The 24,702-nt window shown below is 33.1% G+C and carries 13 protein-coding genes; 11 read left to right on the forward strand and 2 right to left on the reverse strand.

The window, feature by feature from the left end:
- Positions 1-13: 13 nt before the first annotated feature.
- The 7 genes from OQ292_RS31210 (at position 14) to OQ292_RS31240 (ending at position 16,008) form a co-directional block, all read left to right on the forward strand.
- Positions 14-397: a peroxiredoxin family protein gene (locus OQ292_RS31210; RefSeq protein WP_284688216.1), complete on the forward strand. Its 384-nt coding sequence runs from the start codon at positions 14-16 to the stop codon at positions 395-397.
- Positions 398-672: 275 nt separating this feature from the next.
- The gene (locus OQ292_RS31215) at positions 673-1,404 is read left to right on the forward strand and encodes a LytR/AlgR family response regulator transcription factor (RefSeq protein ID WP_284688217.1); all 732 of its coding nucleotides are present in this window, start codon (positions 673-675) and stop codon (positions 1,402-1,404) included.
- 19 nt (positions 1,405-1,423) lie between these two features.
- The gene (locus tag OQ292_RS31220; RefSeq protein WP_284688218.1) at positions 1,424-3,424 is read left to right on the forward strand and encodes a histidine kinase dimerization/phosphoacceptor domain -containing protein; all 2,001 of its coding nucleotides are present in this window, start codon (positions 1,424-1,426) and stop codon (positions 3,422-3,424) included.
- A gap of 130 nt (positions 3,425-3,554) precedes the next feature.
- The gene (locus OQ292_RS31225) at positions 3,555-4,493 is read left to right on the forward strand and encodes a phage tail protein (protein ID WP_284688219.1); all 939 of its coding nucleotides are present in this window, start codon (positions 3,555-3,557) and stop codon (positions 4,491-4,493) included.
- 94 nt (positions 4,494-4,587) lie between these two features.
- A complete protein-coding gene (locus tag OQ292_RS31230) occupies positions 4,588-12,981 on the forward strand; it encodes a LamG-like jellyroll fold domain-containing protein (RefSeq protein WP_284688220.1) in 8,394 nt (2,797 codons plus the stop codon).
- A gap of 63 nt (positions 12,982-13,044) precedes the next feature.
- Positions 13,045-14,592 carry a T9SS type B sorting domain-containing protein gene (locus OQ292_RS31235; RefSeq protein ID WP_284688221.1) on the forward strand — a complete coding sequence of 516 codons (1,548 nt, stop codon included), beginning with the start codon at positions 13,045-13,047 and terminating at the stop codon, positions 14,590-14,592.
- Positions 14,593-14,640: 48 nt separating this feature from the next.
- Complete coding sequence (locus OQ292_RS31240; protein WP_284688222.1) at positions 14,641-16,008, forward strand: PorP/SprF family type IX secretion system membrane protein; 1,368 nt, start codon at positions 14,641-14,643, stop codon at positions 16,006-16,008.
- Between the two features lie 117 nt (positions 16,009-16,125).
- Here the strand turns inward: OQ292_RS31240 and OQ292_RS31245 are convergent, their stop codons facing one another.
- Together OQ292_RS31245 and OQ292_RS31250 are read right to left on the reverse strand one after the other, a co-directional pair.
- On the reverse strand, positions 16,126-18,501 hold the full coding sequence (locus tag OQ292_RS31245; protein ID WP_284688223.1) for a phosphoketolase family protein: 2,376 nt from the start codon (positions 18,499-18,501) through the stop codon (positions 16,126-16,128).
- Positions 18,502-18,609: 108 nt separating this feature from the next.
- On the reverse strand, positions 18,610-19,626 hold the full coding sequence (locus OQ292_RS31250; RefSeq protein WP_284688293.1) for a potassium channel family protein: 1,017 nt from the start codon (positions 19,624-19,626) through the stop codon (positions 18,610-18,612).
- Positions 19,627-19,904: 278 nt separating this feature from the next.
- Here OQ292_RS31250 and OQ292_RS31255 point away from each other — a divergent pair, with 278 nt between their 5' ends.
- The 4 genes from OQ292_RS31255 to OQ292_RS31270 all read left to right on the forward strand — a co-directional run bounded on the left by OQ292_RS31255 (position 19,905) and on the right by OQ292_RS31270 (position 24,652).
- The gene (locus OQ292_RS31255; RefSeq protein ID WP_284688224.1) at positions 19,905-20,114 is read left to right on the forward strand and encodes a hypothetical protein; all 210 of its coding nucleotides are present in this window, start codon (positions 19,905-19,907) and stop codon (positions 20,112-20,114) included.
- A gap of 232 nt (positions 20,115-20,346) precedes the next feature.
- Complete coding sequence (gene sbnA, locus OQ292_RS31260) at positions 20,347-21,330, forward strand: 2,3-diaminopropionate biosynthesis protein SbnA (protein WP_284688225.1); 984 nt, start codon at positions 20,347-20,349, stop codon at positions 21,328-21,330.
- 24 nt (positions 21,331-21,354) lie between these two features.
- Positions 21,355-23,199, forward strand: coding sequence for an FAD/NAD(P)-binding protein (locus tag OQ292_RS31265; RefSeq protein WP_284688226.1), 1,845 nt, complete (start codon positions 21,355-21,357; stop codon positions 23,197-23,199).
- Between the two features lie 4 nt (positions 23,200-23,203).
- Positions 23,204-24,652 (forward strand): type III PLP-dependent enzyme domain-containing protein, encoded by a 1,449-nt coding sequence (locus OQ292_RS31270; protein WP_284688227.1) that lies wholly within the window; start codon positions 23,204-23,206, stop codon positions 24,650-24,652.
- Positions 24,653-24,702: the final 50 nt, after the last annotated feature.

Here is a 24,702-nt window from a genome sequence, read left to right on the forward strand (position 1 = left end):
TGGCTATGGGGAGTTGGCCCCCACATTTAGTGCTGTGGATTTAGAGGGAAATAAAGTCCGGCTGGAAGATTTTAAAGGCGAAAAGGTATGGCTGGATTTTTCTGTAATATCCTGCGGAGGTTGTAAATTGACTTTGGATTATATCAATAAAGATGATTTTGAGCTTACAGAAAAAGTAAAGTTCCTTTATATTAATATTGAAGATGGAGAAGAAAGAATGAAATCTTATATGGAAAAATTTTCGATTCCTTTTCCTGTAATTGCTAGTGCTTCAGAAATTGGAAAAGAATATGGTGTTAATTCTTTCCCTAGTTTTTTCCTGATTGATGAGCAAGGGAAGATAGAAGAAATTCATAGCGGTTACTCAAAAGAATTTATAGATCGATTCAGAAAATAAAATCATAGTAATATAGTCATTCTGTTCTAAAAAAAGGACTAACTTTTTTTTCAGTTTCGTCCATGATGTAAAACGGAAAATATAAAATTTATTCTTTCTTAAATCGAGCTTAGTTTTTTTACATAAAGGCACATTATTTACATTCTAAGTGCAAAAGAAGCACTGAAAACTAAGGAATTAGATGTACGAAAATTACTTATGAAAATCAATTTAGCTATATTCATTCTAAAAATATATTAAAATTTATAATTTGGGGAGAATCAATTTTTTTTAGAATGCTAACGCCAAAAATACTCATTGTAGAAGACGAACCAATTATAGCTCAAGACTTAAAAGAATGTTTAATTGATCAAGATTATGAGGTAATAAATATTGCCAAATCATATATAGAAGCAATTAGTTATATAGAAAAAGAAATACCTAGTATTGTCTTAATTGATATTATACTGAAAGGTGAACAAGATGGGATAGAGGTAGCCAAGTATATCAGGCAAACTTTAAACACAGCTATTATTTTTATTACTTCTCATTCTGATAGAGCAATTGTTAAGAGAGCTACTGCTTTAAAACCTGATGGATATTTAGTGAAGCCTTTTAAAGAAGAGGATATTTATACCTCAATTGAGACAGCTTTGAGCCATTATCAAACTGAAAAAAGTAGTATTACATCACCCATTATTGAAGAATTAAAAGATTTTATTTTTATAAGAGATAAAGGGAAGATGATTAAACTATTTCATAAAGATATTAATTGGATAAAAGCAGATGGAAATTATACCGAAATCCATACTATTTCTAAAAAATACGTGGTTAGAAGTATTTTGAAAGATGTAAGTAAACAGATTCCATCTAAACAGTTTATGCGAGTGCACAAATCATATATTGTAAATTTGAGCAACGTAGAAACTATAAAAAACAATAAAATTATTATGTCGGGAAATGAAATACCTATTGCTCGTTCCATGTACGAACAATTAGTATCTAAATTAAACTTATTGGGACATTAATATTATCAATAAATTCTTTATGTATACAAGAACTAAAAATTGTAGGTATATCATATTTGAAATTATAGTAGTTTTACTTTTCTCTGGAGTTTTACCACAGTTATCTTTTGCTGAATCTCCTGAGATTATCTTACACTCAGATAATACGAACTATACAGATTTAGAAAAAGAATTCTATTTTTTTACTGATACGACTTCTAAATTGAATTGGAAGACAATTAGAGAAATGACAAATGAGTTTGAGGCACTCAGAGATAAAGGTCCCTTTTTTTCAAAAGAAAATGTTTATTGGGCGAAGTGTCATATCAAAAATAATAATAAGTTGGTAAGTGATTGGGTGCTAATATCTGGGGCAAAGAGAAATTTGAGTATAGTTGATGTATATATAGTATATGAAGATGGTAGTTGGGAGCACAAAAAAACTGGGCAGTATAGAAAAATTTCAGAAAGGGATGTAAAGCATGGAGTCGAAAGTACTGTTAGATTAAATCTTTCTTTTCAACAAAGTGTATCTGTATTTATTAGGGCTGAGGTTAAAGATCGCGAAGGATATCTTTGGAGGTTTAATATCAAACCTTATTCAGCTTATATGGAAATGTTGTTAGATCGTAATGTAATACAAGGGTCACTAATAACATTTTTTTTCCTCTTATCTTTATTTGGTTTTATTCTGTACTTTTTGATAGGAGAGAAGTCCTATCTATATTATGGATTAGCTACTTCATGTAATGGAATTTTCTTTTTTGGAGATTATAATTTTCTACAAGAGTATTTTTTTGTAAATCATCCTCAATGGTTTCAATGGATTTGGCCTTTAGACACATGTCTCACTATTGTCTTTTATATTCAGTTTATTAATCATTTTCTAAAAATAAAGGAGAGCCTTCCTAAAACATATTTTATTACAAAGCTTTTTATCTGGATTGCACTAGCCTTTACTGCATTTCTTCAAATAGTCTTAATTTACACAAGGAATGCAATCTTAATTGTAGAGTTGTGGTACTACAGAACTTTTTTCTTAGATGTTGTAGTAATTGTAGTCATACTTTTTAGCATTTTAAAGCTCAAAAACCCACTAAAAAAATATATTGTAATATCTAATATCATCTATATTGGAGGCTTATTTATTGACCTTAATCAAATATTGACAGAAGAAAGTTTAATACATACTCATCTTGAAATAGCTGTTCTTTTAGAATGTTCTGTGTTTGCCATAGGTATTGGCCATAAGGTGCGGTTAATTTATCAACAACAAGACGAAATGAGAGAGTCTTATATCCATCAATTAAAAATTAACCAAGAAATACAACGAAAAGCAAATAGTGAACTGGAATTAAAAGTAGCAGAACGAACAGTAGAGATAAAACAGCAGCAAGAGAAACTTTTTTCTAAGAATAAACATCTAGAAGTATTAGTTAAAGAAATTCATCACAGAGTTAAAAATAACTTGCAGTTGATTTCTAGTCTGCTAAATATGCAAAAGAGAAGGTTAGCAGAACCTGCAGCAATTGCAGCAGTAAAAGATAGTCAAAATCGAGTGCAAGCTATGGCACTGCTCCATCAACATCTTTACCAATTTGAAGAACTTGAACAAGTAAATTTTGAAGTTTACATTCAAGAATTATTTAGAAGCCTAAATCAAATTTATCAAGGCTTTTGTGATAATATAAAATTAAATATTGTAGGTAATATTAACTTAAAAATGGATTTAGCTATTCCAATTGGCTTAATTATTAATGAATTGGTGACAAACTCCATTAAACATGCTTTTGATGAAAATCAAGAAGGCATAATAGAAATACAATTTGGTAGAGAGGCAAATGGTTTTTCCCTTTTTATAAAAGACAATGGTAATAATCCTAATAGAAATTATACTGATAAAAATAATAATCCTACTTTAGGTTTAAAGTTGGTGTCATCATTTCTAGACCATTTACAAGCTACAATGAAAACAGAAGCTCAAAATGGTACTTCCCATTTCATAATCATTCCTCTTGAAACAGTATCAATTAATCCTTAATTTTTTTCATTGGTTTTACCATTCATTTACAAAAATCTGCAGTTCATTTACATTTGATATTTATTCTATTGTAACCCCGTTTCCTCTATACTTTTTAAAATTTAGAATAAATTCTATAATTCGCCAAACAATGAAAAAAACTATTCTGATATTTTTTATATTGATCTCGCAATTAGTTTATGCACAAAATGAAGATAAAGGATTCAGTTTTCAAGGATACGCACGTGATTTTGAAGGAGCAGCACTAAGTAACCAGAATATTACAGTAAAATTTTCTATATACCCAGAAGGACAATCCACCCAATATGAAGAAGAACAAACTGTAAAAACAGATGCCTATGGTGTTTTTCATGCTGTAGTGGGTTCAGTAAAACCGACTGATTTTGAAAAAGTAAATTTTAGTGTTTACAGTTATTGGTTAAAGGTTGAAGTAAGAGCCTATGGTAGTAGTTATGTCGAAATAAGTAATACAGAATTACTGAGTGTACCTTATGCTAAATCAGCATCAAATGGTGTTCCTCCGGGAAGTATCCTTCCGTTTGGAGGAGTAAAATCAAACATTCCTCCGGGATATTTACCCTGTGATGGTTCTCTAGTAAATAAGTCTGATTATCCTAATTTATATGCAGCGATTGGAAGTGCTTGGGGAGAAAATGGAGGTAGTTTTAATGTGCCAGATTTGAGAGGATATTTTATGAGAGGCGTATCTGAAAATACTACTAATGATCCCGATAAAGATTCAAGAACATCGAAAAATGGAGGCAATACAGGAAATAATGTCGGCAGTTATCAAAATGATCTGGTTGTTAGCCACCAGCACTCTTATAATGGTACAACCAGCACTAATGGAGACCACCAACATACTACTAAATTAGGTATAGAGGGGGATGATTCAGGAAGTGGAGGAGCTTCTTCTGAATGGGTAACATATGAAGGGGGGCTTACAGAGAACAAACCTACTACTACCAATGGCTCGCATAGTCATACATATAGTGGAAATACTGATAATGCAGGAGGTAATGAAACTCGTCCTAAAAACGCCTATGTATGGTTTATGATAAAATATTAGGTCTTAAATAATTACTCCTCAAAAGCACACCACAACTGGGATAAAATGCAAATAAGCGAGCTTTTTTTGAGCTATGCTTAAATTTCTATTGTCTATGAAAAAATTAGTACTACTTATATTAATTGCACTCTATGCTTCAACTTTGAGCGCCCAGACAGGTTATACTTCTTACAGTATAGGCTACCTGGGTGGACAACAAAGCCTAAAAGAAGATACGGGGGATTCAATGAGAATCAGCTTTTCTGGTGGCAACGTTATTTCCACACCAAAATATTATAATATTGAAGATAAGGCTGATGTAATGGCTGGTTTTCCTTTTAATATTGGCTATTTTCCACTTGTTTTTAATAAAGAACTATTTGTTTCCAAAGGATATTTTGCAGATTACATCTCTTTAGAGTGGAGTGTAATGGCTTTGCAAAGCCGGATAGAACGATTTCTAATTTTCAGAAAACCATTAGGAAGTATAGGTGATTCTTTATTAGTGGCTAATGTTGCAGCAGATGAATACAGTTGGAAAGATGAACTGGCAGAAAAAGGCCAACTGTACAAATATACCATTTTTGCAAAAGGTATTGCAGATAATTTGCTAATACCCTATATCAATGTGGTAGAAGGAGTTGGTTTTGCTTTTCCGGTGGGAACAGTTTCAGGCACAATTACTTATGAAGGAGGAACTTCAGTAGAGGGTGTTGTAGTAATGGCTGAAACAAACGGGAATTTGGCAGGTAAAAGTATGTATCTAAATGGATCAGATGCTTATTTAAGTATTGCTCATGAAGATAAAGATAAAGAATTAGAAATTAGAAATGGATTTACCTTTCAGGCTTGGTGTAGACTAGATGAATCGCAAGGTGGTGTCTTGTTTAGCAAAGGTGATCAGTATGAAGTTTCTCTTTCGTCCTCTACTACTGTTGATTTTCGAGTAAAAGATGCTACAGTTTCCTTGCCTTTTATGGCTCCTGTAGATTCATTTTTTCATATCTCTGCTTCATACGATCCAAACGATAGTTTAAAGTTAGTTGTTCATACTGATGATGAAAGTCGTTATACCATCAGTGTTGCAGCTGGGCAACAACCTTTAGAAAGTGATTATGATGATATTTATATAGGAAAAGATGCAGCCGGAACAGGAACCTTTTTTAAAGGGTATGTAGATGAAATAAGGTTATGGAACACTCCATTAACCGAAGAAGAAATAGCCTCAAACTTCTCAAGATATATTGCAGGAACTGAAGATAATTTAGTGGGATACTGGCGATTAAACACTGGCTTATCAGATCAGTTTTTTGATGCTGCCCGTAATGGTTATACCTTCTATGAAAATCACGGTTGGGTTTGGAGAGGAACTTGGAGTGAGATGACTCCACTTCAAAGCCAATTGGCCTATAAAGGTATTACAGATGAAGTTGGCAACTACACCATTTCAGGTTTTCCTTACGAAACAGATGGTTCTCAGTATACTTTTACCCCTATGTTCGGAGTACATAGCTTTGAGCCAAAACAGATGTTGAGGTTTGTTGGCGATGGAGCCTCCATACATAATGGTATAGACTTTAAGGATGTTTCTTCCTTTAAAGTATCAGGTACAGTTTGGTATGAGAATACATATTTTCCTGTAGAAGGTGTTTCTATCAAAATAGATGGTCAATACGCAGTAAATGGTGAAGGAGAATTGATTCAAACCGATAACCTTGGGCAGTTCAGAATAGATGTACCTATTGGTTACCACGCTTTAAGATTGGAGAAAAATCAGCATGGTTTTGCATATGAAGGAAGATTTCCTGCTCCTGATGCATATACGGCAGATGATGAAATTCCTCAATATGATTTTCAGGAACCTATAATAGGTCTGGAGTTTTTCGATACTACCTTGGTAAAAGTAGTTGGACGAGTAGCAGGAGGTCCTGTAGAAGAAGCTAAACCAATTGGTTTTGGTGAATCAGTGAATAATCTTGGAAATGCCAGTATCGTACTAGCAACAGAAAAGGGGTATGATGTTACACAGAGCGATAAATCTGTCAATTACCCTATTGGTGAAGGTTCTAGCAAAGTTGAATTTTCAACAAAAACGACTACTATCCAACCAGATTCCGAAACGGGTGAATATGTTGCTTATCTACTTCCAGAAAAATATACAGTTACCAACATTACCGCGGGAAATTACATATACGGTAATGAATTTCAAGTTACTATAGATTTGGGGGCTACTATTTGGGAAGATGAAACACTTGAAGATACATTGAAAGTCGTGATAGATGAGGTAGAACAGTCGGGATACCCTCCTTATAATGAAGCAGACTATGACTCCATCTACACTGTTTCAAGGCTTGATACTATCTTGACTATCGGGAAAAGTCTTTTTAGCTATCAACATAAGCAAAACTTTATTTATAGGGAAACACCAACAATCGAGGTGACAAATCCTTATGGTATTGCTTATTTTGGAGACAACACTTTATTTGGAGATTCTACTTTCGTTTATAAGGATACAGATTTGGGAATTGAAAAAAGTATTCCCTTGGTTAAAAGTGGAGCTTATTCGTTTGGTCATCCCGTATTTACTCAGCGGAAGAACTATTACATGAGCATTGCCTTGTTTGAAAGTTATACCAATGCAGATAATGGTCTTACAGATAAGGTTCCAGTTGTTGACGGAGAACTTGAAATTGTAAATGATTTGGCTATTGATACAGATAAGCAAACCATTCAACTAGATAATTCAGGTAAAGCTACGTATCAGTTTTCGGGTGGCTTACCTGAAGTTACCATTGATAATACTACTCCTGAAAACAGTTTTACTAAAACCTTGAGTATTACAGCATTTTCTGGAAACGAAGGTGGAATTAAAACCATCTGGAGAGATGGAAATCCATTTAGAGGATATGTTTTTGGGGGAATGCCAACAGGGAATAATTTTGTTACAACTGGTCCAACTGAGATAGTTACTATTTTAAGAGATCCCCCTGGTTCGAATAGTTTCGCATATATGGAGCAAAATGAGTCATTTAGTAAAGTAAGATCTTGGAATGTAGAGAATACTTTCAGTTTAGATAATTCTATAACCTATAATATGGGCATGCAGGTTAAAACTGTGAATGGAATAGGAACTGCAGTAGTTACAGATATAGAAACAGAAAATAGTATAGAGGCAGGGTTAAATATTGAAACAAGTTGGACAGAAGATTTTGAACAAGTTATTACTACAACCACTACAAAACGTTGGCAAACAAGTTCGGATATTGGATATGTTTCATCTGATGGGGATGTGTTTGTTGGTTATGCTACAAACATTGTTTATGGAAAATCTCTTAATCTAGAACTCATTCCTGATATTGAATGTGCTGAAGGAGATTGCAGCACACAAACATATATGGGATACAAATTAGGTATTAAAGAAGGAGTAAGGCTCAATCCTGAATTTAATACTGGATTTATTTTCACTCAAGATTATATTATAAATACTTTAATACCTAATCTTAAAGAGGTTAGAAATAGCTTCTTAAGCTACTCAAACACACCTAATAGTGTAGTTGCAAAAGATAAACCACTTTATATTTCATTAGTACCTCCAACCGATGAGCGTTTCGGTACTGACAATGCAGATAAAAATGCTTGGAAAGAAAATGCAGCAGAGATTACAAACGAAAAAGATTTAGGTAATGGCCCTAGTTACATTGTAAAGCTTCCTCAATCATATGTAGATAACAATACATTTGTAACAGATTCTATTGATTATTATAATCAGCAAATTTCTGAGTGGGAATATTGGCTAGCTGAAAATGAAAAACAAAAAATTGAGGCTCAATTAATAGAAAATATTTCTTTTGATGGAGGTGCAAATTATGAACAATCTGTTAGCTACGATACCTCTAGTGTATATTCTTATTCATTTAGATCATTTATTAACCCTTATGTATTGGGTACTACTGGAGAATCATTTAACAGTTTTGGATTATCTGTAGATTTTGGCCGTTCATATTCATCAGAAACTAATAATTCTTCTGGTAGTGAAGAAAGCAAAACTACTACTTACGGTTATTTGCTAGAAGATAATGAAAGTGCTCAAACATTCACTGGCACTGCAACGGATTATTATTCCATCGATATAAAAAAACCTAAAGATGGATTTGGTCCAGTGTTTTCGGTAAGAGGTGGTGCTACAAGTTGTCCTTATGAAGGTGATGAATTCACTAAGTATTATGAAGCTGGAAAATACACTTTGCATAGCGCCACCTTACAAACTGAAAAACCAGATATTACAGTAGAGCAGGCTATAGTATCGGATATTTCGGAAAATTATCCTGCTGAGTTTATTCTATATCTTAAAAATAATTCTGAAACAGAAAATGATATCTGGTATGAATTATTACTTGATGACAGTACCAATCCTTATGGAGCCGAACTGGAAATAGATGGAACACCAATCGGAAATGGTCGAACCTTTATGGTAAAAGCAGGCACTACTCTTCAAAAAACGCTTAAACTTTATAAGGGGCAAAGTGATAAATACGATTACGAAGATATCCTACTGTATTTAAATTCAATTTGTGATGGTTATATTGGTTCCGAAGTTAGTTTATCTGCTTATTTTAAACCAGGCTGTACTGATATCGAACTGGAATCGCCAGCAGACCAGTGGGTAATTAATACAGAGACTGTACCGGAAGATACTATGACAGTGAAAATATCTGGATATGATATTGAACAAGACAATTTTGAGAGAGTATTGTTTCAATACAAACCAGCAGGTTTATCCACTTGGACAACCAATATGATTTTTTATAATCAGAAAAAAGTAGCTCAGGAAAATTATGATGCAGCTGATGAGCCTAAAGCTTGGTTTAATAGCTCTACTATCAATTATTTGTGGGATATGACTAGTCTTCCAGATAGGGAATACGATGTAAGAGTTGTATCTGTATGTGTGTTAGGTCCTGGCTCTGAGGTTGAAACTGCTACACCAGCAGTTAGAGGGATTAAAGATGTAAAACGCCCATTGCTATTTGGTTCACCACAACCTGCAGATGGCATACTTTCAGCCAATGATGAGATAATGATTCAGTTTGATGAAGATATTGAAGCTGGTTTGCTCACTTCTGCCAATTTCTCTATACAGGGAGTGTTGAATTCTTATGAAATCAATAATAACACAAGTGTTTCATTAGATGGTATACAAGATTATATCAAGATTTCAGATGGTCTTGAGTTAGGGAACAAGTCTTATTCTATAGAATTCTGGCTCAGAAAAAATGCAATGAATAAAGAGGAGGTCGTATTCTCAAAAGGTACTTTAGCTAGTGATGTATTGGAATTTGGTTTTACTTCAGATAACAAAGTATTTATTGAAATTGCAGGAGAACGTTTTACAACTGCGGCGAGCTTTACTGAAACTGATTGGCACCATTTTGCACTGGTTTATGATCAAACAAAAAATCAATTTACTATTTATCGAGATGATAATTACATACTTGAAGAAGTTGTACCAGAAAAGATATTTTCGGGAAGTGGTGCAATCGTTTTAGGTAAATCTATAATAACAAACAGTAAGCATTTTACAGGAAATATCCACGACCTGAGGGTATGGTCTAAAAAGCTGAGCTTAAGTAGTGTATATGCAAACATGTATCAGCATTTTTCAGGATTAGAAGTAGGCTTAATTGGTTACTGGCCTTTAGATGAAGCTAGAGGCAATAAGGCTACAGATAAAGCTAGATACAGAAATGCACTATTATTTGCTGATTGGGAGGTGACCCCTAAAGGTAAATCTTATGTCTTTGATGGAATTGATGATTATTTAGAAATCAATACGGCTTCTACTGTAGTTATTACTCCAGAAATGGATTTCTCCATTGAATTCTGGTTCAAAGCGGATGTATCACAGTCAGATGTAGTGTTATTCTCAAGTGGAAAAGGGGATGGAACTGATCAGCTTAACAATCCAGCCTATAGTATGAGTATTGGCTTAAATAATCAAGGTGAGCTATACATGTTAAATAATGGGGCTGAAATAGTAGCTAGTGGGAATAATTATTTAGATGGAGACTGGCATCATTTCGCACTTTCATTAAACAGATTGAGTAATACCAATATCTATCTTGATGGAGACTTAATAAAGTCATCAACTAGTAGTGATTTTGGTGGCTTATCTGGTGCTAAAATGTGGATTGGAGCGAGAGGCTATTTAAGTAATGCTTCAATTGATGAACAGGATAAATTCTTTAAAGGTAATATTGATGAATTTAGAATTTGGACATCAGCCAGAAAACAAGCTTCGGTTGAACTGGACATAGTTTCCAAACTGAATGGAGATGAAATGGGATTAGTTGCTTATTATCCTTTTGAGTCTTATCAGAAACAGGTTACAGGAAACATTTTATTGGAGGCTACACTGTCAGACCAATGGCAAAATCCTTATGGAGATAATGCTGGCTTGGCAATCTCATATGGAGGTAGTGATTTCTCTGATGATGCTCCAAACCTCAAAGATGCCAGACCGGTAACTAAAGTTGACTACACATGGGTAGTAAATGACGACAAAATCATTATTACTCCTTCAGCAGGAATGACTTCAGTAATTGAAAAAAGTATATTGGAGTTAAGTATAGATCGCATTGAGGATAAGTACGGAAATAGAATTGCTTCACCTGTTACATGGACAGCGTATGTAGATAAAAATCAACTCAAATGGTCTGAGAGTTCTTTAAGCTTAGAAAACGAATTATATAATGAATATACCTTTGATGTAGACATTATTAATAATGGAGGAACAGAACAAACTTTTAATATTGATAATCTACCAGCTTGGTTAGATGCGAATCCACAATCTGGTGAACTAGATCCATTGTCTTCTAAAACTGTAACTTTTACAGTAAATGAAGGCTTAAACACAGGCTACTACAGTGAGGATATATTCTTAAAAGGTGATTTTGAGTTTGACGAAAAATTACATATCGACTTGAGAGTATATACTGCTGAGCCAGCATGGGAAGTAAATGTTTCGGATTTTCAATATTCTATGAATGTGGTTGGGCAGTTAAAAATTAACGGCGTTTTATCATCAGATAAATATGATAAAATTAGTGCCTTTGTAAATGATGAATGTAGAGGAGTAGCAAATTTAGAATATGTAGAAGAGTTTGATTTGTACTTAGCTTTCCTAGATATCTATAGTAATTCTGTATCTGGAGAAAAAATAGAATTACGTGTATGGAATGCAGATGAAGGAACTGAGCATCGAAATGTTACGCCAAATTATACATTTGTAGACAATGCAGTTTGGGGAACACCTTCAGTGCCTCAATTAATTGAAGCTAACGGAACATATTTGCAAAAACTCGATTTGGATAAAGGTTGGAATTGGATTTCTTTCAATCTAAACTCTACTGATTTAAAGAATATAAATACTTTGTTTGCTGAGATTGAAAATCAACAAGGTGATCAAATAAAAGGGCAAACTGATGTAGATATTTATACAAGTCAGTTTGGTTGGAATGGTACGCTAAGTAGTGAAGGAGGTTTTAAAGTAGGAAACCTTTATAAAGTAAAAACTTCAAATGCAGGTTCAATTGATGTTATAGGAACTGCAATCGACCCAACGGTAGAAATTCCTATAAATACTGGTTGGAACTGGATAGGTTACAACCCGAGATTTAGTATGGATATCAACGAGGCATTTACCAATTTCAATCCTCATAGTGGAGATGTTGTAAAGAATCAGCAGTCATTCTCAATTTACGAAAATGGTATCGGGTGGATAGGAAGTCTAAACTATCTCATTCCCGGAGAAGGATATATGTTCCAATCTTCTAACATAGGTACTTTAACATATCCTGAAGTTTCACTGCTAAATAGTAGTAGAATTAGAGAAGAACATGAAAGTTCACCTTGGGAATTTGATGCTAATAAGTACAGTGATAATATGTCTGTAATAGCTTCCATTGAAGGTGTAGATTCTGAAGAATATGTATTAGGCGCATTTATTAATGAAGAACATAGAGGGTATGCTTATCCAATAAATATTGAAAGTGATCAATCTCTTTATTTTATAAATATTATAGGAGAAACTGATGATGAATTGATTAAATTTAAGATACTACATCAGGATGATAACAAAACCTATGATATTGCCAATACTTTAGAGTTTAAGAAAAATGTAGTAAAGGGAGCATTATCTGAGCCTATATTACTCTCTTTAGGAGAAAATACTATTGTTTCTAAATCGAAAGATTATAAAGTATATCCGAACCCATTTACTCAAATATTATCTATTATTATTCCAGAAACACTTAGGGAAAGTACTGAAGTGAAAGTGAATGATCTATTAGGTAGAGAAGTGATTAAATTTTCAAATAAAGATATATCAGATTCAGGACTTATTGAGTGGAATGGTAGAAACAGCTTTGGTGATAAAGTTTCTACAGGAATATACTTTATTGTAATTAATTCCTCAGAAGGAAAGGTAACTTTTAAAATAACTAAAGAATAATCGATAGATAATCAGCCTTGGGTTTTAAATGCTCATGGCTGATATCTTATGAATTTTTTAAATATGAAATCAGTCAGCATTTATATTTTATGTACCATTGCTTTGCTTTCAGAAAGCTTGGCCCAAACTCCAGTCTGGACAGTGAATCCTGCAGAATACAATCATTCAATGGTAATTGTAGGTGGACTTAACCTAGAAAAAACAGAGCTTGGTAATGGAGAGAATGTTATTGCAGCTTTTGTAGAAGGTGAATGTCGTGGAGTGGCAAAAACGCAATACCAAGAAGAGACAGGTAGGTATATTGCTTATTTACTTATCTATAGTAATGATACTGATGAAGAAATATCTTTTAAGTTTTATAATACAGAAAACGATAATTCTTATACTGTTCCTAAAACAATAGACTTTGAAGTAAACGGACTAATAGGTGATTTAAACAGACCTTATATTTGGTCTCAACAAATATTAAATAATGAGGCAAAAATACTCGGATTTACTTTTCCTGAAATAGATCGAGAAGAATCAATTGATGGGAATAGTGTTTATGCTGCTGTACTTAGTGGAACATCTCTTACTGCCTTAGTAGCAGAGTTCAATTTGACTGATGGTGCCACTTTGTGGTTGAATGGTGTCAAACAAATTAGTAAAGAAACAGAAAACAACTTTGCTAATGCACTCACCTTTACTGTGAGATCAGAAGATGAACAGATTTTTGAAGAATATGATGTAATAGTTTCTGTAGGTAATGCACTTCCTACTAAAATTCAACCAGCTTATATTGAAATTCCTGAAAATACATCAATCGGTTCTGTAATAGCAATTATGAGCACACTTGATATGAATGATGTAGACCATTATTATTCCTTAGTTGAAGGAGAGGGAAGTGATGATAATGATAGTTTTTATTTTGAACTTAAAAACTTGAAGAGCAACATTTCTTTAGATTTTGAAACTAAGCCTGAATATTCAATTAGAGTTAAATCTGATGATAAAAAAGGAGGTATAATTGAGCAGCAAGTTACTATAGAAGTAATTGACCTAAACGAAGCTCCAGAGATTGAGAATTATACATTTGATGTTGACGAAAACTTAGCCGAAAGTTTTTTAATTGGGAGGTTTGAAGCATACGATCAAGATTTTAATCAAGCACATTCGTTTTATATTCAAGAGTCAGCTTCAGCAGGTTATTTTTATGTAGATACTTTAACAGGAAACCTAACTGTTGGTAAAATACCTTTAGATTATGAGGAGCAAGATACATGGGATCTTTCAATAATTGTAAAAGATAATGGCAACCCTGTAATGTCCGATACAGCTAATCTAACCATTTATGTAAATGATGTTATAGAAGACGAATTAAAAGCGGTAAATACATTTACTCCAAATGGAGATGGTGTAAATGATTTTTGGGTTGTAACAAATGTTGAAATGTATCAAGGTTTTGAACTTAGATTTTTCAATGCGATTGGCGAAATGGTGTTTCGAACAGATAATTATCAAAATGATTGGGACGCTACATACAATGGTAAAAGACTTCCTGAAGGAGCATACTATTATATTTTTACTGATGGGAAAAGAGAGTTTAAAGGTTCTGTCACCATATTCAGATAAAACCATTTAACCAGACTATTTATTTATAGATTTTTTTGAGGAAGCATTATGAAAAACCTGAAAAATACATTTCTGATAACAACTTTGCTTACACTGTTAAATGGTTTAACTTGGGCACAAACCAACTTTCAATATAATTTTTATAACCAAAATCAATTTGTTTATAATCCATCTCTTGTTGGGCAGCAGGAAAATACCAATGTTTTTGTTAACTACAGGCAGCAATGGGCTGGTTTTGATGGTGCACCTAGAACTGCAATAATTGGAGGCCAGACAGGCTATGCCTCAACTGGTGGTATTGGTTTAGTAATTATGAATAATCGTTGGGGAGTAATAGATGATAATCTAATACAATTATCAAATTCTTATGGTTTTAAACTTAGCAGAAAAGATCAGTTTAATTTAGGTATTTCAATAGGTTTAACAGATCGTCAAATAAACTATAACAGGTTGACTGTTGAAGATTACGCAGAAGATGATTTTTTAAATAGTCGATTAACGGCGCTATCAGAAGATTGGTCGTTTAACACTGGTTTTGGCTTTAGTTATTCAAGAGCTAATTTGACATTAGCTTTTTCTTCTCCTGAATTGTATAATACAAGAGATGATGTCTTTTTACAATCAAAAATCACTTATGTCTCATATAGCTTTCTTACAACACAAGAAAAAATTAAATTTACACCATCCGTTTTAATTAAAGCATTACAAAACAACCCTACACAATATGATTTGAGTGTAAAGACGGAGTGGAATAATACATTATGGATACAACCAACTTATCGTTCTTCAAAAAATGTAATTATTTCAACAGGTATTAATTACGAAAGTATAAGTATAGGGTATTCATTTGAATTGGCGAGTTCCACACAAAACATTAATAACAATTCTCATGAGATTGTAGTAGCAGTTAATTTTAACAAAAAGAAGAAAGACAAATATAAAAGTGGTACTGAGCTTACTATAAATAGCGATAGCTTACAAATAGCTAACCTAAAACAGGAAAATACATTAACCAAAGAACAGGTTAGTACTTTGCAAAAGGAAATTGAGGCATTAAAGGCCCAAATGGGAGGACTGAGTGAAATTGTAAGTTTAAATAATGTAGATACAGTTAGTTTAAAAAGTTCTGATGCCTATAAAATTAAGTATGATAAAGATGCCAATAGAGTGAATCAGGCTATGGAATCAGGATATTATGTTGTAATTAATACATGTACTTCATTAGAATTTTCTAAACATTTAGCTAAAATATACAACGGTAAAGGAATAGAAGCTACTATTGCTCATAATGAAAAGAAAGGATACTACTACATATTCACCCAAATGTTAGATAATAGAGATGAAGGTCTAAAAGCTATGGAAAAGAAAAGAGAAGAAGGATTTAAAAATGCCTGGCTTCTGGTTTTTAATAAGTAATTAATATAACTAGGGATTATATACATAATGCTCTGGGAATCTGTAAGGGTATAGTAGTAGGATACAGTCTTTTTTTGGTAAAAAATCTTGTAGTACTTTGTAAAATAATAAGTACTATCAATTCATATCTGACAAGATTTCTTGCATATCATCTCCATGTTTAATTACATATTGATGATGTTTGTTTAATTTTTCACTACAGTACTTTTTTAATGAGTTTGCTTGCTTATTTGTTAAATTAAGTCTTTTTAAAGCATTTAAAACCAGATGAAATCTGCTGAGCTCATTGGCTACTAATAAATCAAAAGGGGTAGTTGTAGAGCCTTCTTCTATATAACCATGTACATGGAATCTCTCTGGCTGAGGACGGTGATGGAGTAGTTCATGCACTAGGTTAGGATAACCATGAAAAGCAAAAACAACTGGCTTATCTTCTGTAAACAATTTTTTGAATTTTTTCTCAGTAAGTCCTCCAGGATAATCTTGTTGGTGTAGTAAAGCAAATAAATCCACTACATTGACTATTCTTACTTTTACAGATGGCATTTTTTCTTGAATAAGCTGAGAAGCACGAACAGCCTCTGTAGTAGGTACATCTCCTGCGCAAGCTAACACAATGTCTGGCTCTTCATTTTCACAATTACCAGCCCATTCCCAAATACCAGCCCCATTATCACAATGTTCTTTAGCATTTTCAAAATCTAACCATTGTCTTTGAGGGGCTTTATTTGCCACAATTAGGTTGATCAAATCACGACTTTTGAGACATCTCTCAGTGATGTGGAGCAGGCAATTGGCATCTGCTGGAAGATAAATACGAGCTACAGACTTTTTCTTAGTAACCAAATTATTCATAAAACTTGGTACTTGGTGTGAATATCCATTGTGGTCTTGTCGCCATACATGAGACGTTAATAAATAATTTAAGGAAGCAATTGGTGCTCTCCAAGAGGTTTCTTTACTTTCTTTTAACCATTTTGCGTACTGATTCATCATAGAATCTATGATCGGTACAAACGCTTCATAACAGGCATAAATACCATGACGACCTGTAAGCAGATAACCTTCAAGCCAACCTTCACAATTATGTTCACTGAGCACTTCCATCACTCTTCCATTTTTAGCAAGTCCCTCATCTGTTTGGATGATATCTTCTTGCCAAACTCTGTCGGTTATTTCGAGTACGTCTTGTAACTTATTTGAATCAAGCTCATCTGGGCATACAATTCTAAAATTTTTATTTGAGTCATTTTCTTTAAAAATATCTTTAAAATAGCTTCCTAAAACTTGAGTGCCTTTAGTCAGCGAACTGCCATGTTCAGCAACTTCAACTGCATAGTTTTCGATATTGGGTAGACTCAATGGTTTTAAAACTTTACCACCATTTGCATGTGGATTCATACCAATTCTTTTATCTTTTTTTGGAACCAGCTTTTGCAATTCTTGCAGTAGTTTGCCTGAATTATCAAATAATTTTTCAGGCTCATAGCTTTTTAACCAATTTTCTAATTTCTTAAGGTGCTCGGTATTATCTTTAAAGCCACTAAGAGGGATTTGATGAGCATTAAAAGTACCTTCAATTTGCTTTCCATCCACTTTCTCTGGACCAGTCCAACCTTTAGGTGTTTCTAGGATAATCATTGGCCAATTTACCATATTTGATTGATGACCGTTTCTAGCATTTTCTTGTATACTTCTAATTTCATTATGTGCCCAGTCAATTGTTTGCCACATCTGGTTATGTACATTTTCTGCATTACTACCAGACACAATTCTCACTTGATAACCGTAACCTTCAAACAGTTTAGTTAGAGAGGAGTGAGACATTCTTGCTAGCACTGTCGGACTAGCAATTTTATATCCGTTTAAATGAAGAATTGGTAAAACTGCCCCGTCTGTTTTTGGGTTTAAAAAATTATTAGAATGCCAAGAAGCAGCTAAAGGTCCTGTTTCGGCTTCGCCATCTCCTACAATGCAGGTTACAATAAGTTCTGGATTATCGAGTGCTGCACCAAATGCATGTGAAAGGCTGTAGCCTAACTCACCACCTTCGTGGATGTGCCCGGGAGTTCCTGCAAAAATATGACTTGGTAAACCATAAGGTCGGGTAAAATCATGCGCTAGTTTATTCATCCCTTTTTCATTTTGCTGATATTCTGGATAGAATTCACCAAAAGTATTTTCGAGAAAAAGTTGAGCATTTATTGCTGCTGCTCCATGTCCGGGACCTACTACTAAAAGTACATCAGCATTAGTATCAATAATGAGTCGGTTCAAGTGGGTATATATGAAGTTTAAACCCGGAACAGTGCCCCAATGTGCAAGCAATCTGGGTTTTATATGAGCTACCTCAAGGGGCTTTTTTAACATTACATTTTCATTGAGGTATATTTGTGCTGCCCCCATATAATTTGAAGACTGCCAATATTTGTGTAAAAGTTGTAATTTATCTATAGGAATTGTTGTTTCTAAGGTAGTTTCAGTTGAGTTCATGCTGCAAAATAGGTTAAAAAATGATAGTTCCTGTTTTGAGTGTTAACAGATAAGAGGTTGAAGAGTTTTATTTAAAGTCATAATTATGACCAAATATGGAGTAACTAATTAAATAAAATTAATTTCTTCTTGGTAGTTTTCCATTTCTTCCCATTTCCAACCATCGGTAGATAAACAGCCATTTATAAGCTTTCTTCGCTCTTTAATTTGATCATAATTCTGCTGTATTTCGATGTCGCTTTCTAAAATTGGTATTCCTTTTTGCCTGAGATATTTAAAATTTGGTAGCGGTGGTGGTTTTTCAGAAGGAGCGATGTGTGCCGTATTTAATGTTTGAAAATAGGTGGTAAGTGCAAAACTTAGATTACATATTCTAATCTCTTTTTTTAGAGATTCGTCTTTAATGGCACAGTTTATAAAGTTAATAACTTCATAAAGACTTGAAATACACATTGGCAATGATGTTTTAACTTCGGTGGAGTGGAAGTAGTGTAAAATTGGGTAGGCCAAATGTAACTGGCTTAATTGTAGTATTTCAGATTTTAAATTTTGGCATTGCGACAAAAAAGAAGAGAATTTATCTTTTTCCCAATTAGACTCAATTATTTGGGTAAGGTTAATTCCAATACTCGCGATTTCTAAACTTAACTTTCTTTTTTTTACTACTGCTTCTAAAATTGGTACTACGTAAGACAATGCTACTGTAATTAAAATCAATCCATTAAAAGAAATTAGAGAGGTATATAACTGCCAAAAATTATTAGAAGGTTTATACTCACCATTACCTAGGGTTGATAATACATAACCCATGTAATATAATTTTTTACCAAATGATTGTACAGGCAAGCCATCACTATCTAATAAAGCTTGAGGTTCTGTATAAATTATTAAAGTATTACCTATCCATAATGCAGTAACCCAAATCGTTAAAACTAAACAGATAATAACCACACCAGATGATTTTAAAAAATGTTTTTTGGGTTTGTTATTTGAAACTCTCAAATACACTTCCCAAGTGTATCTTGTTACATAAGAAGTAATAAAACCAGATCCATTTGGGGAAAGTGTAGTAATTAATATATCAATTATTGTGGTAATGGTTAATCCAATACCCAGTATTAACATCAAATAAGACATCTATATTTAATGAAATTTTGTCTAGTAAAAAAGATTAGCTGCTAAATTGGGAACCTATAATAATGCCATTCCATCTCTAATTGAAGTATCGTGTTAATACGCTTTAGAGAACTGTTTTAGGAGGAATACAAGTTTTATATGGGTCTATAATTACTCGTTACTGTAGCAATGTTGACTCATTTATTGAGTAGAAATAAAAAAAATACTGTAAAAGTGATTTCATTTTCTTCCTAGTTTTATTGCAAACAACTATAGCGTAAAAAAGGTTGGCTCCATTAATTTGCGGCTTTAATCCAACAGATAAATTTGCTGTTGAATATTTAGAGCAGATCTATAAAAAATATCCGATTTGGAGAGGGGTAGGAGAATTACTTTTAAGGTATGATGAATTGAGTACATTAAATAATGATGAGTTACCTCGTGTAAACCATGAAGCATTGGCGCCTATTTTTAATTTTTGTATCAAGAAAAACTAGCATGGAAAAATGCTGAAGGACTATTGTTTAAATAATTTACTGTAGATGTAATACATCAACATTGAGTGATATTCTCTACATATAATGAATAATCGATCTATTAATTCTACTAAAAAATAATATTGAATTGTCTTTCAGAAGCTCCAGAAGAGCATTAATTAGCTTTTCAATCACTTGTAGAAATAATTGGAATAATAATAGGCAACAGCTTAAGAAATTAACCAATATAAACATGCAACACTACTCTGGAGACCAGCATCCTAATATTATCGATACAATAGGTAAGACCCCCCTTGTTAAATTAGAAAGATTGTGTTCTAATACTGAGTTGAATATTTATGGAAAATTAGAAGCTTTTAATCCGGGCGGTAGTATTAAAGATCGTACTGCCAAGCAACTGATTTCACATGCAATAAATACTGGAAAACTCCAATACGGCGATACTGTAATTGAGTCAAGTTCTGGAAATATGGCTATTGGCTTAGCCCAAGCTTGCTTATATTATGGCTTAAATTTAATTGTAGTAGTCGATCCACTTGTTAATCAACATACAGTTAAGATTTTAAAAGCATATGGAGCTAAAATAGAAATGGTAAAAGAACCTGCGCCGATAGGTGGTTTTTTAACAGCTAGACTTAACAAAGTAAATGAGTTGCTAGATCGAGTAAAAAATAGCTTTTGGCCAAACCAATATTCTAATCCACAAAATCCTATTGCTCATCACCAAACAATGAGAGAAATAGCAGAAAGTCTTTCTCGTAATGTTGATTATCTTTTTGCTGCAACAAGTACATGTGGTACGCTAATGGGTTGTGCTGATTACATTGAAAAAAATAACCTGTCAACCAAAATTATAGCAGTTGACGCAGCCGGAAGTGTCATTTTTGGACAGCCAGCAGGTAAAAGAAAAATTCCGGGTCATGGAGCAGGAAGGCCTTCAAACTTTTTGGAGAGAGATAAAATTTCTGATGTAGTTCATATTACTGATGAAGAATGTGTAATAGGTTGCAAAAGATTATTAGAAAAAGAAGCGATACTTTGTGGAGGTTCTTCTGGAGCTGTAGTAAGTGCTTTAATTAAAAAGTTACCTTATATACCTAAGAGATCAACCTGTGCATTAATTTTTTGCGATAGAGGAGAGAGATATTTAGATACCATTTATAATAAGGAATGGGTAAAAGAGAACATAGAACTCGAAAAAGTATTGGTTGCTTAATTTTAATAATTTGTTGAAGGTTTCATGAGTCAAGTTTCAGTGTCAATAAATAAATGCCAATATTTCAGGGCAGAAAGGGATGTTTACCGAATAGGAATTATTGGAGGAGGACCTAAAGGTTTGTATAGTTTGGAGCGATTACTCGCTAATCTAGAGCCAAAAAAATTCGGTAAAAAAATTGAAATATATATTTTCGATAAAACATCTTTTTTGGGAGCAGGCCATATTTATAGACCTGATCAGCCGCATTATTTGCTAATGAACTATGCCAATGGAAACATAAATGCATGGTCTGAGTCTAAACCCAAATCAAATGTAAAAGAACAATTATCATTTGTAGAGTGGCTTCAAAAACATTCTCAGTTTAGTAATTCATCGGCCAATGGCTATTCTTCAAGAGCTGTTGTAGGCTTGTACCTTAGCGATTGTTTCGAAAAACTTAAAGCACATTATCAAGCAGAGATTGATATTAATCCGATTGTTGGGGAGGTTCTAGATGTTGATTATCAAAAAAATGAAAGTTCAATAATTTTTAAAAGCTCAAATGAAGGGCTCAATAAAATTTCTGGATTTAATCAACTCTTACTTTCAACGGGTCATCCATTGCCCCAAAAACAGGAAAAAGATCGATTCATCGATTTTATTTATCCGGTTAATAAGAAACTAAGTAAAATAAAGCCCAAGACTAAGATAGGTGTAAAAGGTATGGGTTTAACATTTATAGATGCTGTTTTAGCACTAACTGAGGGCAGAGGAGGAACTTTTATTGAAGATAAAAACGGAGAGCTTAAATACCAACCTTCTGGATGTGAGCCTGACATGATTTTGCCTTTTTCAAAGTCTGGTTTACCAATGATACCAAGGCAAGCTACAAATAATATTCAGCAGTATAAGCCTAGATATTTTCATCTAAACTCAATTAAAAATAGAGTTAATGGAAAGTACAATTTTGAGAAGGACTTACTTCCTCTTATAAAGCAAGAAATAATTTTTGCTTACTACGAATTGCTTTTTAATAAGTATGATTTAGAATTAAAATATAATTCACACTTTAATGAGGTTAACAAGCAAATCAAACTTTTTCATCAACAGTATCCACATGAACAACCATTTGATCTTTCGATACTTTTTTCTCCTTTTAAAGATAAAGCTCAAATATCAAATACTTCATTAGTAGAATACCTTGAGTTTTTGATAACAGAAGCAGAAAAAGGAGAGATTGAGAGTCCTATGGTTCGTGCTGCAAGTATATGGCGACATTTGAGTAATTTGTTTAATCAGATGTATTCTTTTGGTGGATTAGAGCCAGCATCTCAGCAGATATTTGATAAAAAATATGCAGGCCAATTTAATAGAACTGCCTATGGGCCTCCTATTATAAACGTAAAAAAGCTATTAGCTATAGCAAAAGCAGGCTATCTCAATTTTGATTTTTGTGAATCTCCACAAGTACTCTGGGATGATGCCCAAGATACATTTCTATTAAAAAGTCAAAATAATAAATCAATAGCTTTGGATTATTTAATAGATGCCAGAATACCTAAAATATCTGTAAAACATAATCCATCTCCCTTATATCAAAATTTATTAAATAGAGGTATTGTTCGTCCCTTTGAGAACCATGCATTTTTTAAGGAACCTTATGAACCAGGTTGTATAGACATCAATAGAAATGGTCACCCGATAAATACAGAGAATCTCTTACTAGAGGATGTATTGGTTACTGGCACTCCAACAGAAGGAGTTACTTATGACAACGACACCCTTTCTACTAGTAGGAACGATTTTGTGAGTTCATGGGCTAGAAAAGTGAATGAAGACTACAAGAAAACAGTATTTAAAAGTAATTATAGCTTATTTAAAAACTAATAAAATGCCAAAGCAAATCTTACCACCCTTAACTCCTATAATATCTAATTGGATAAAAGAACTAGTAAATAATCCTGAATTTCTAGAAGATGTAATTGAAGAACATGGTTCTCCAATAAATATGCATAATGCATTGCCTTTTAGAGAAAATTATAAGTTATATCAAGAAGTATTTGATGAATTCGGATTAGACAATTTGGTATTTTTTGCCAGAAAAGCCAATAAATGTAGAAGTTTGGTTTTAGAGGCTAAGAAATTAGGAATGGGAATAGATACTGCTAGTTACAGAGAGCTAAAAGAAGCATTAGAAGCTGGTTTAGACAGTAAAAAATTGGTGGTAACTGCTGCTGTTAAAGAAAGAAAACTGATAGAGTTAGCGGTAAAAAATGAAGTTTTAATTATTTTAGATAATGAGGATGAATGTAAATTAACTCAACAAGTAGCTGAAAAATTAAATATACAAGCTCAGATAGGTTTACGTATCAGTGGTTTTAATTATCGTGGAGCTAAATTATATAGTAGATTCGGGTTTGATATTGATGGCGTATTCAATTTTATCATAAAAAACGTCGGTAAACACAAAGCTTTTAACAGCTTGAATTACCAAGGACTGCATTTTCATTTAAATGGTTATTCTACTGAACAAAGAGGAGAGGCCTGCATTCAATCTTTTGAGTTGGCAATGCAACTCAAAACCAAAGGGTTTGAAACTCAATTTTTAGATATCGGTGGCGGATTTTTAATGAATTACCTAAGTGATAAAAATGAATGGGAATCTTTTAAAGAAACTTTACAATTGGCTGTAAAACAAAAAGTTTCTCCTATTACATTTCAAAACGATGGTTTAGGTTACCAAGTAATAAATGATGAATTACATGGAGAATTAAAAACTTACCCCTATTTTAATGAAAAGCCAAAGGGGCTTTTTTTAAGAGAAATTCTTAGTTATAAGAATAAAAATAGTAATACTGTTGCAGAGTTAGCAAAAAAGTTAAATATACAGATAAGAATGGAGCCGGGTAGATCGATGCTAGACCAAGTTGGTTATACAATGGCCAAAGTGGTCTTTCGAAAGAAAGATTCACAAAACAATTGGCTAGTCGGTCTTGAAATGAATTTTACTCAGATGCATAGTTCAAGTGCTGATTATCTAATGGATCCAATTGTTTTATTTAAAGATTCTGAAAGCAAACAGGAACAGTGTGATGTGTTTTTTACAGGAGCATATTGTCTAGAAAGAGACATTTTACTAAAGCGGAAAATTGCATTAAAGCAGTTACCTCAAATAGGAGATTTAGTTATATTTCCAAATACTGCGGGATACATGATGCATTTTTTTGAGTCAGAAGCCCATTTGTTTGATTTAGCAGCCAATGTATGGTTTGAAACTGGTGGCTCGAAAACTTCAAGTAAGTTTGTACACGATGATGAGTTTAACACAAACACGTATTAAATATAATTTTTCATACTCAATATATTTAATGCTAAGTAATATATTTCAAG

Origin of the sequence: Chondrinema litorale, assembly GCF_026250525.1 — a bacterium.
GTDB classification, from domain to species: domain Bacteria; phylum Bacteroidota; class Bacteroidia; order Cytophagales; family Flammeovirgaceae; genus Chondrinema; species Chondrinema litorale.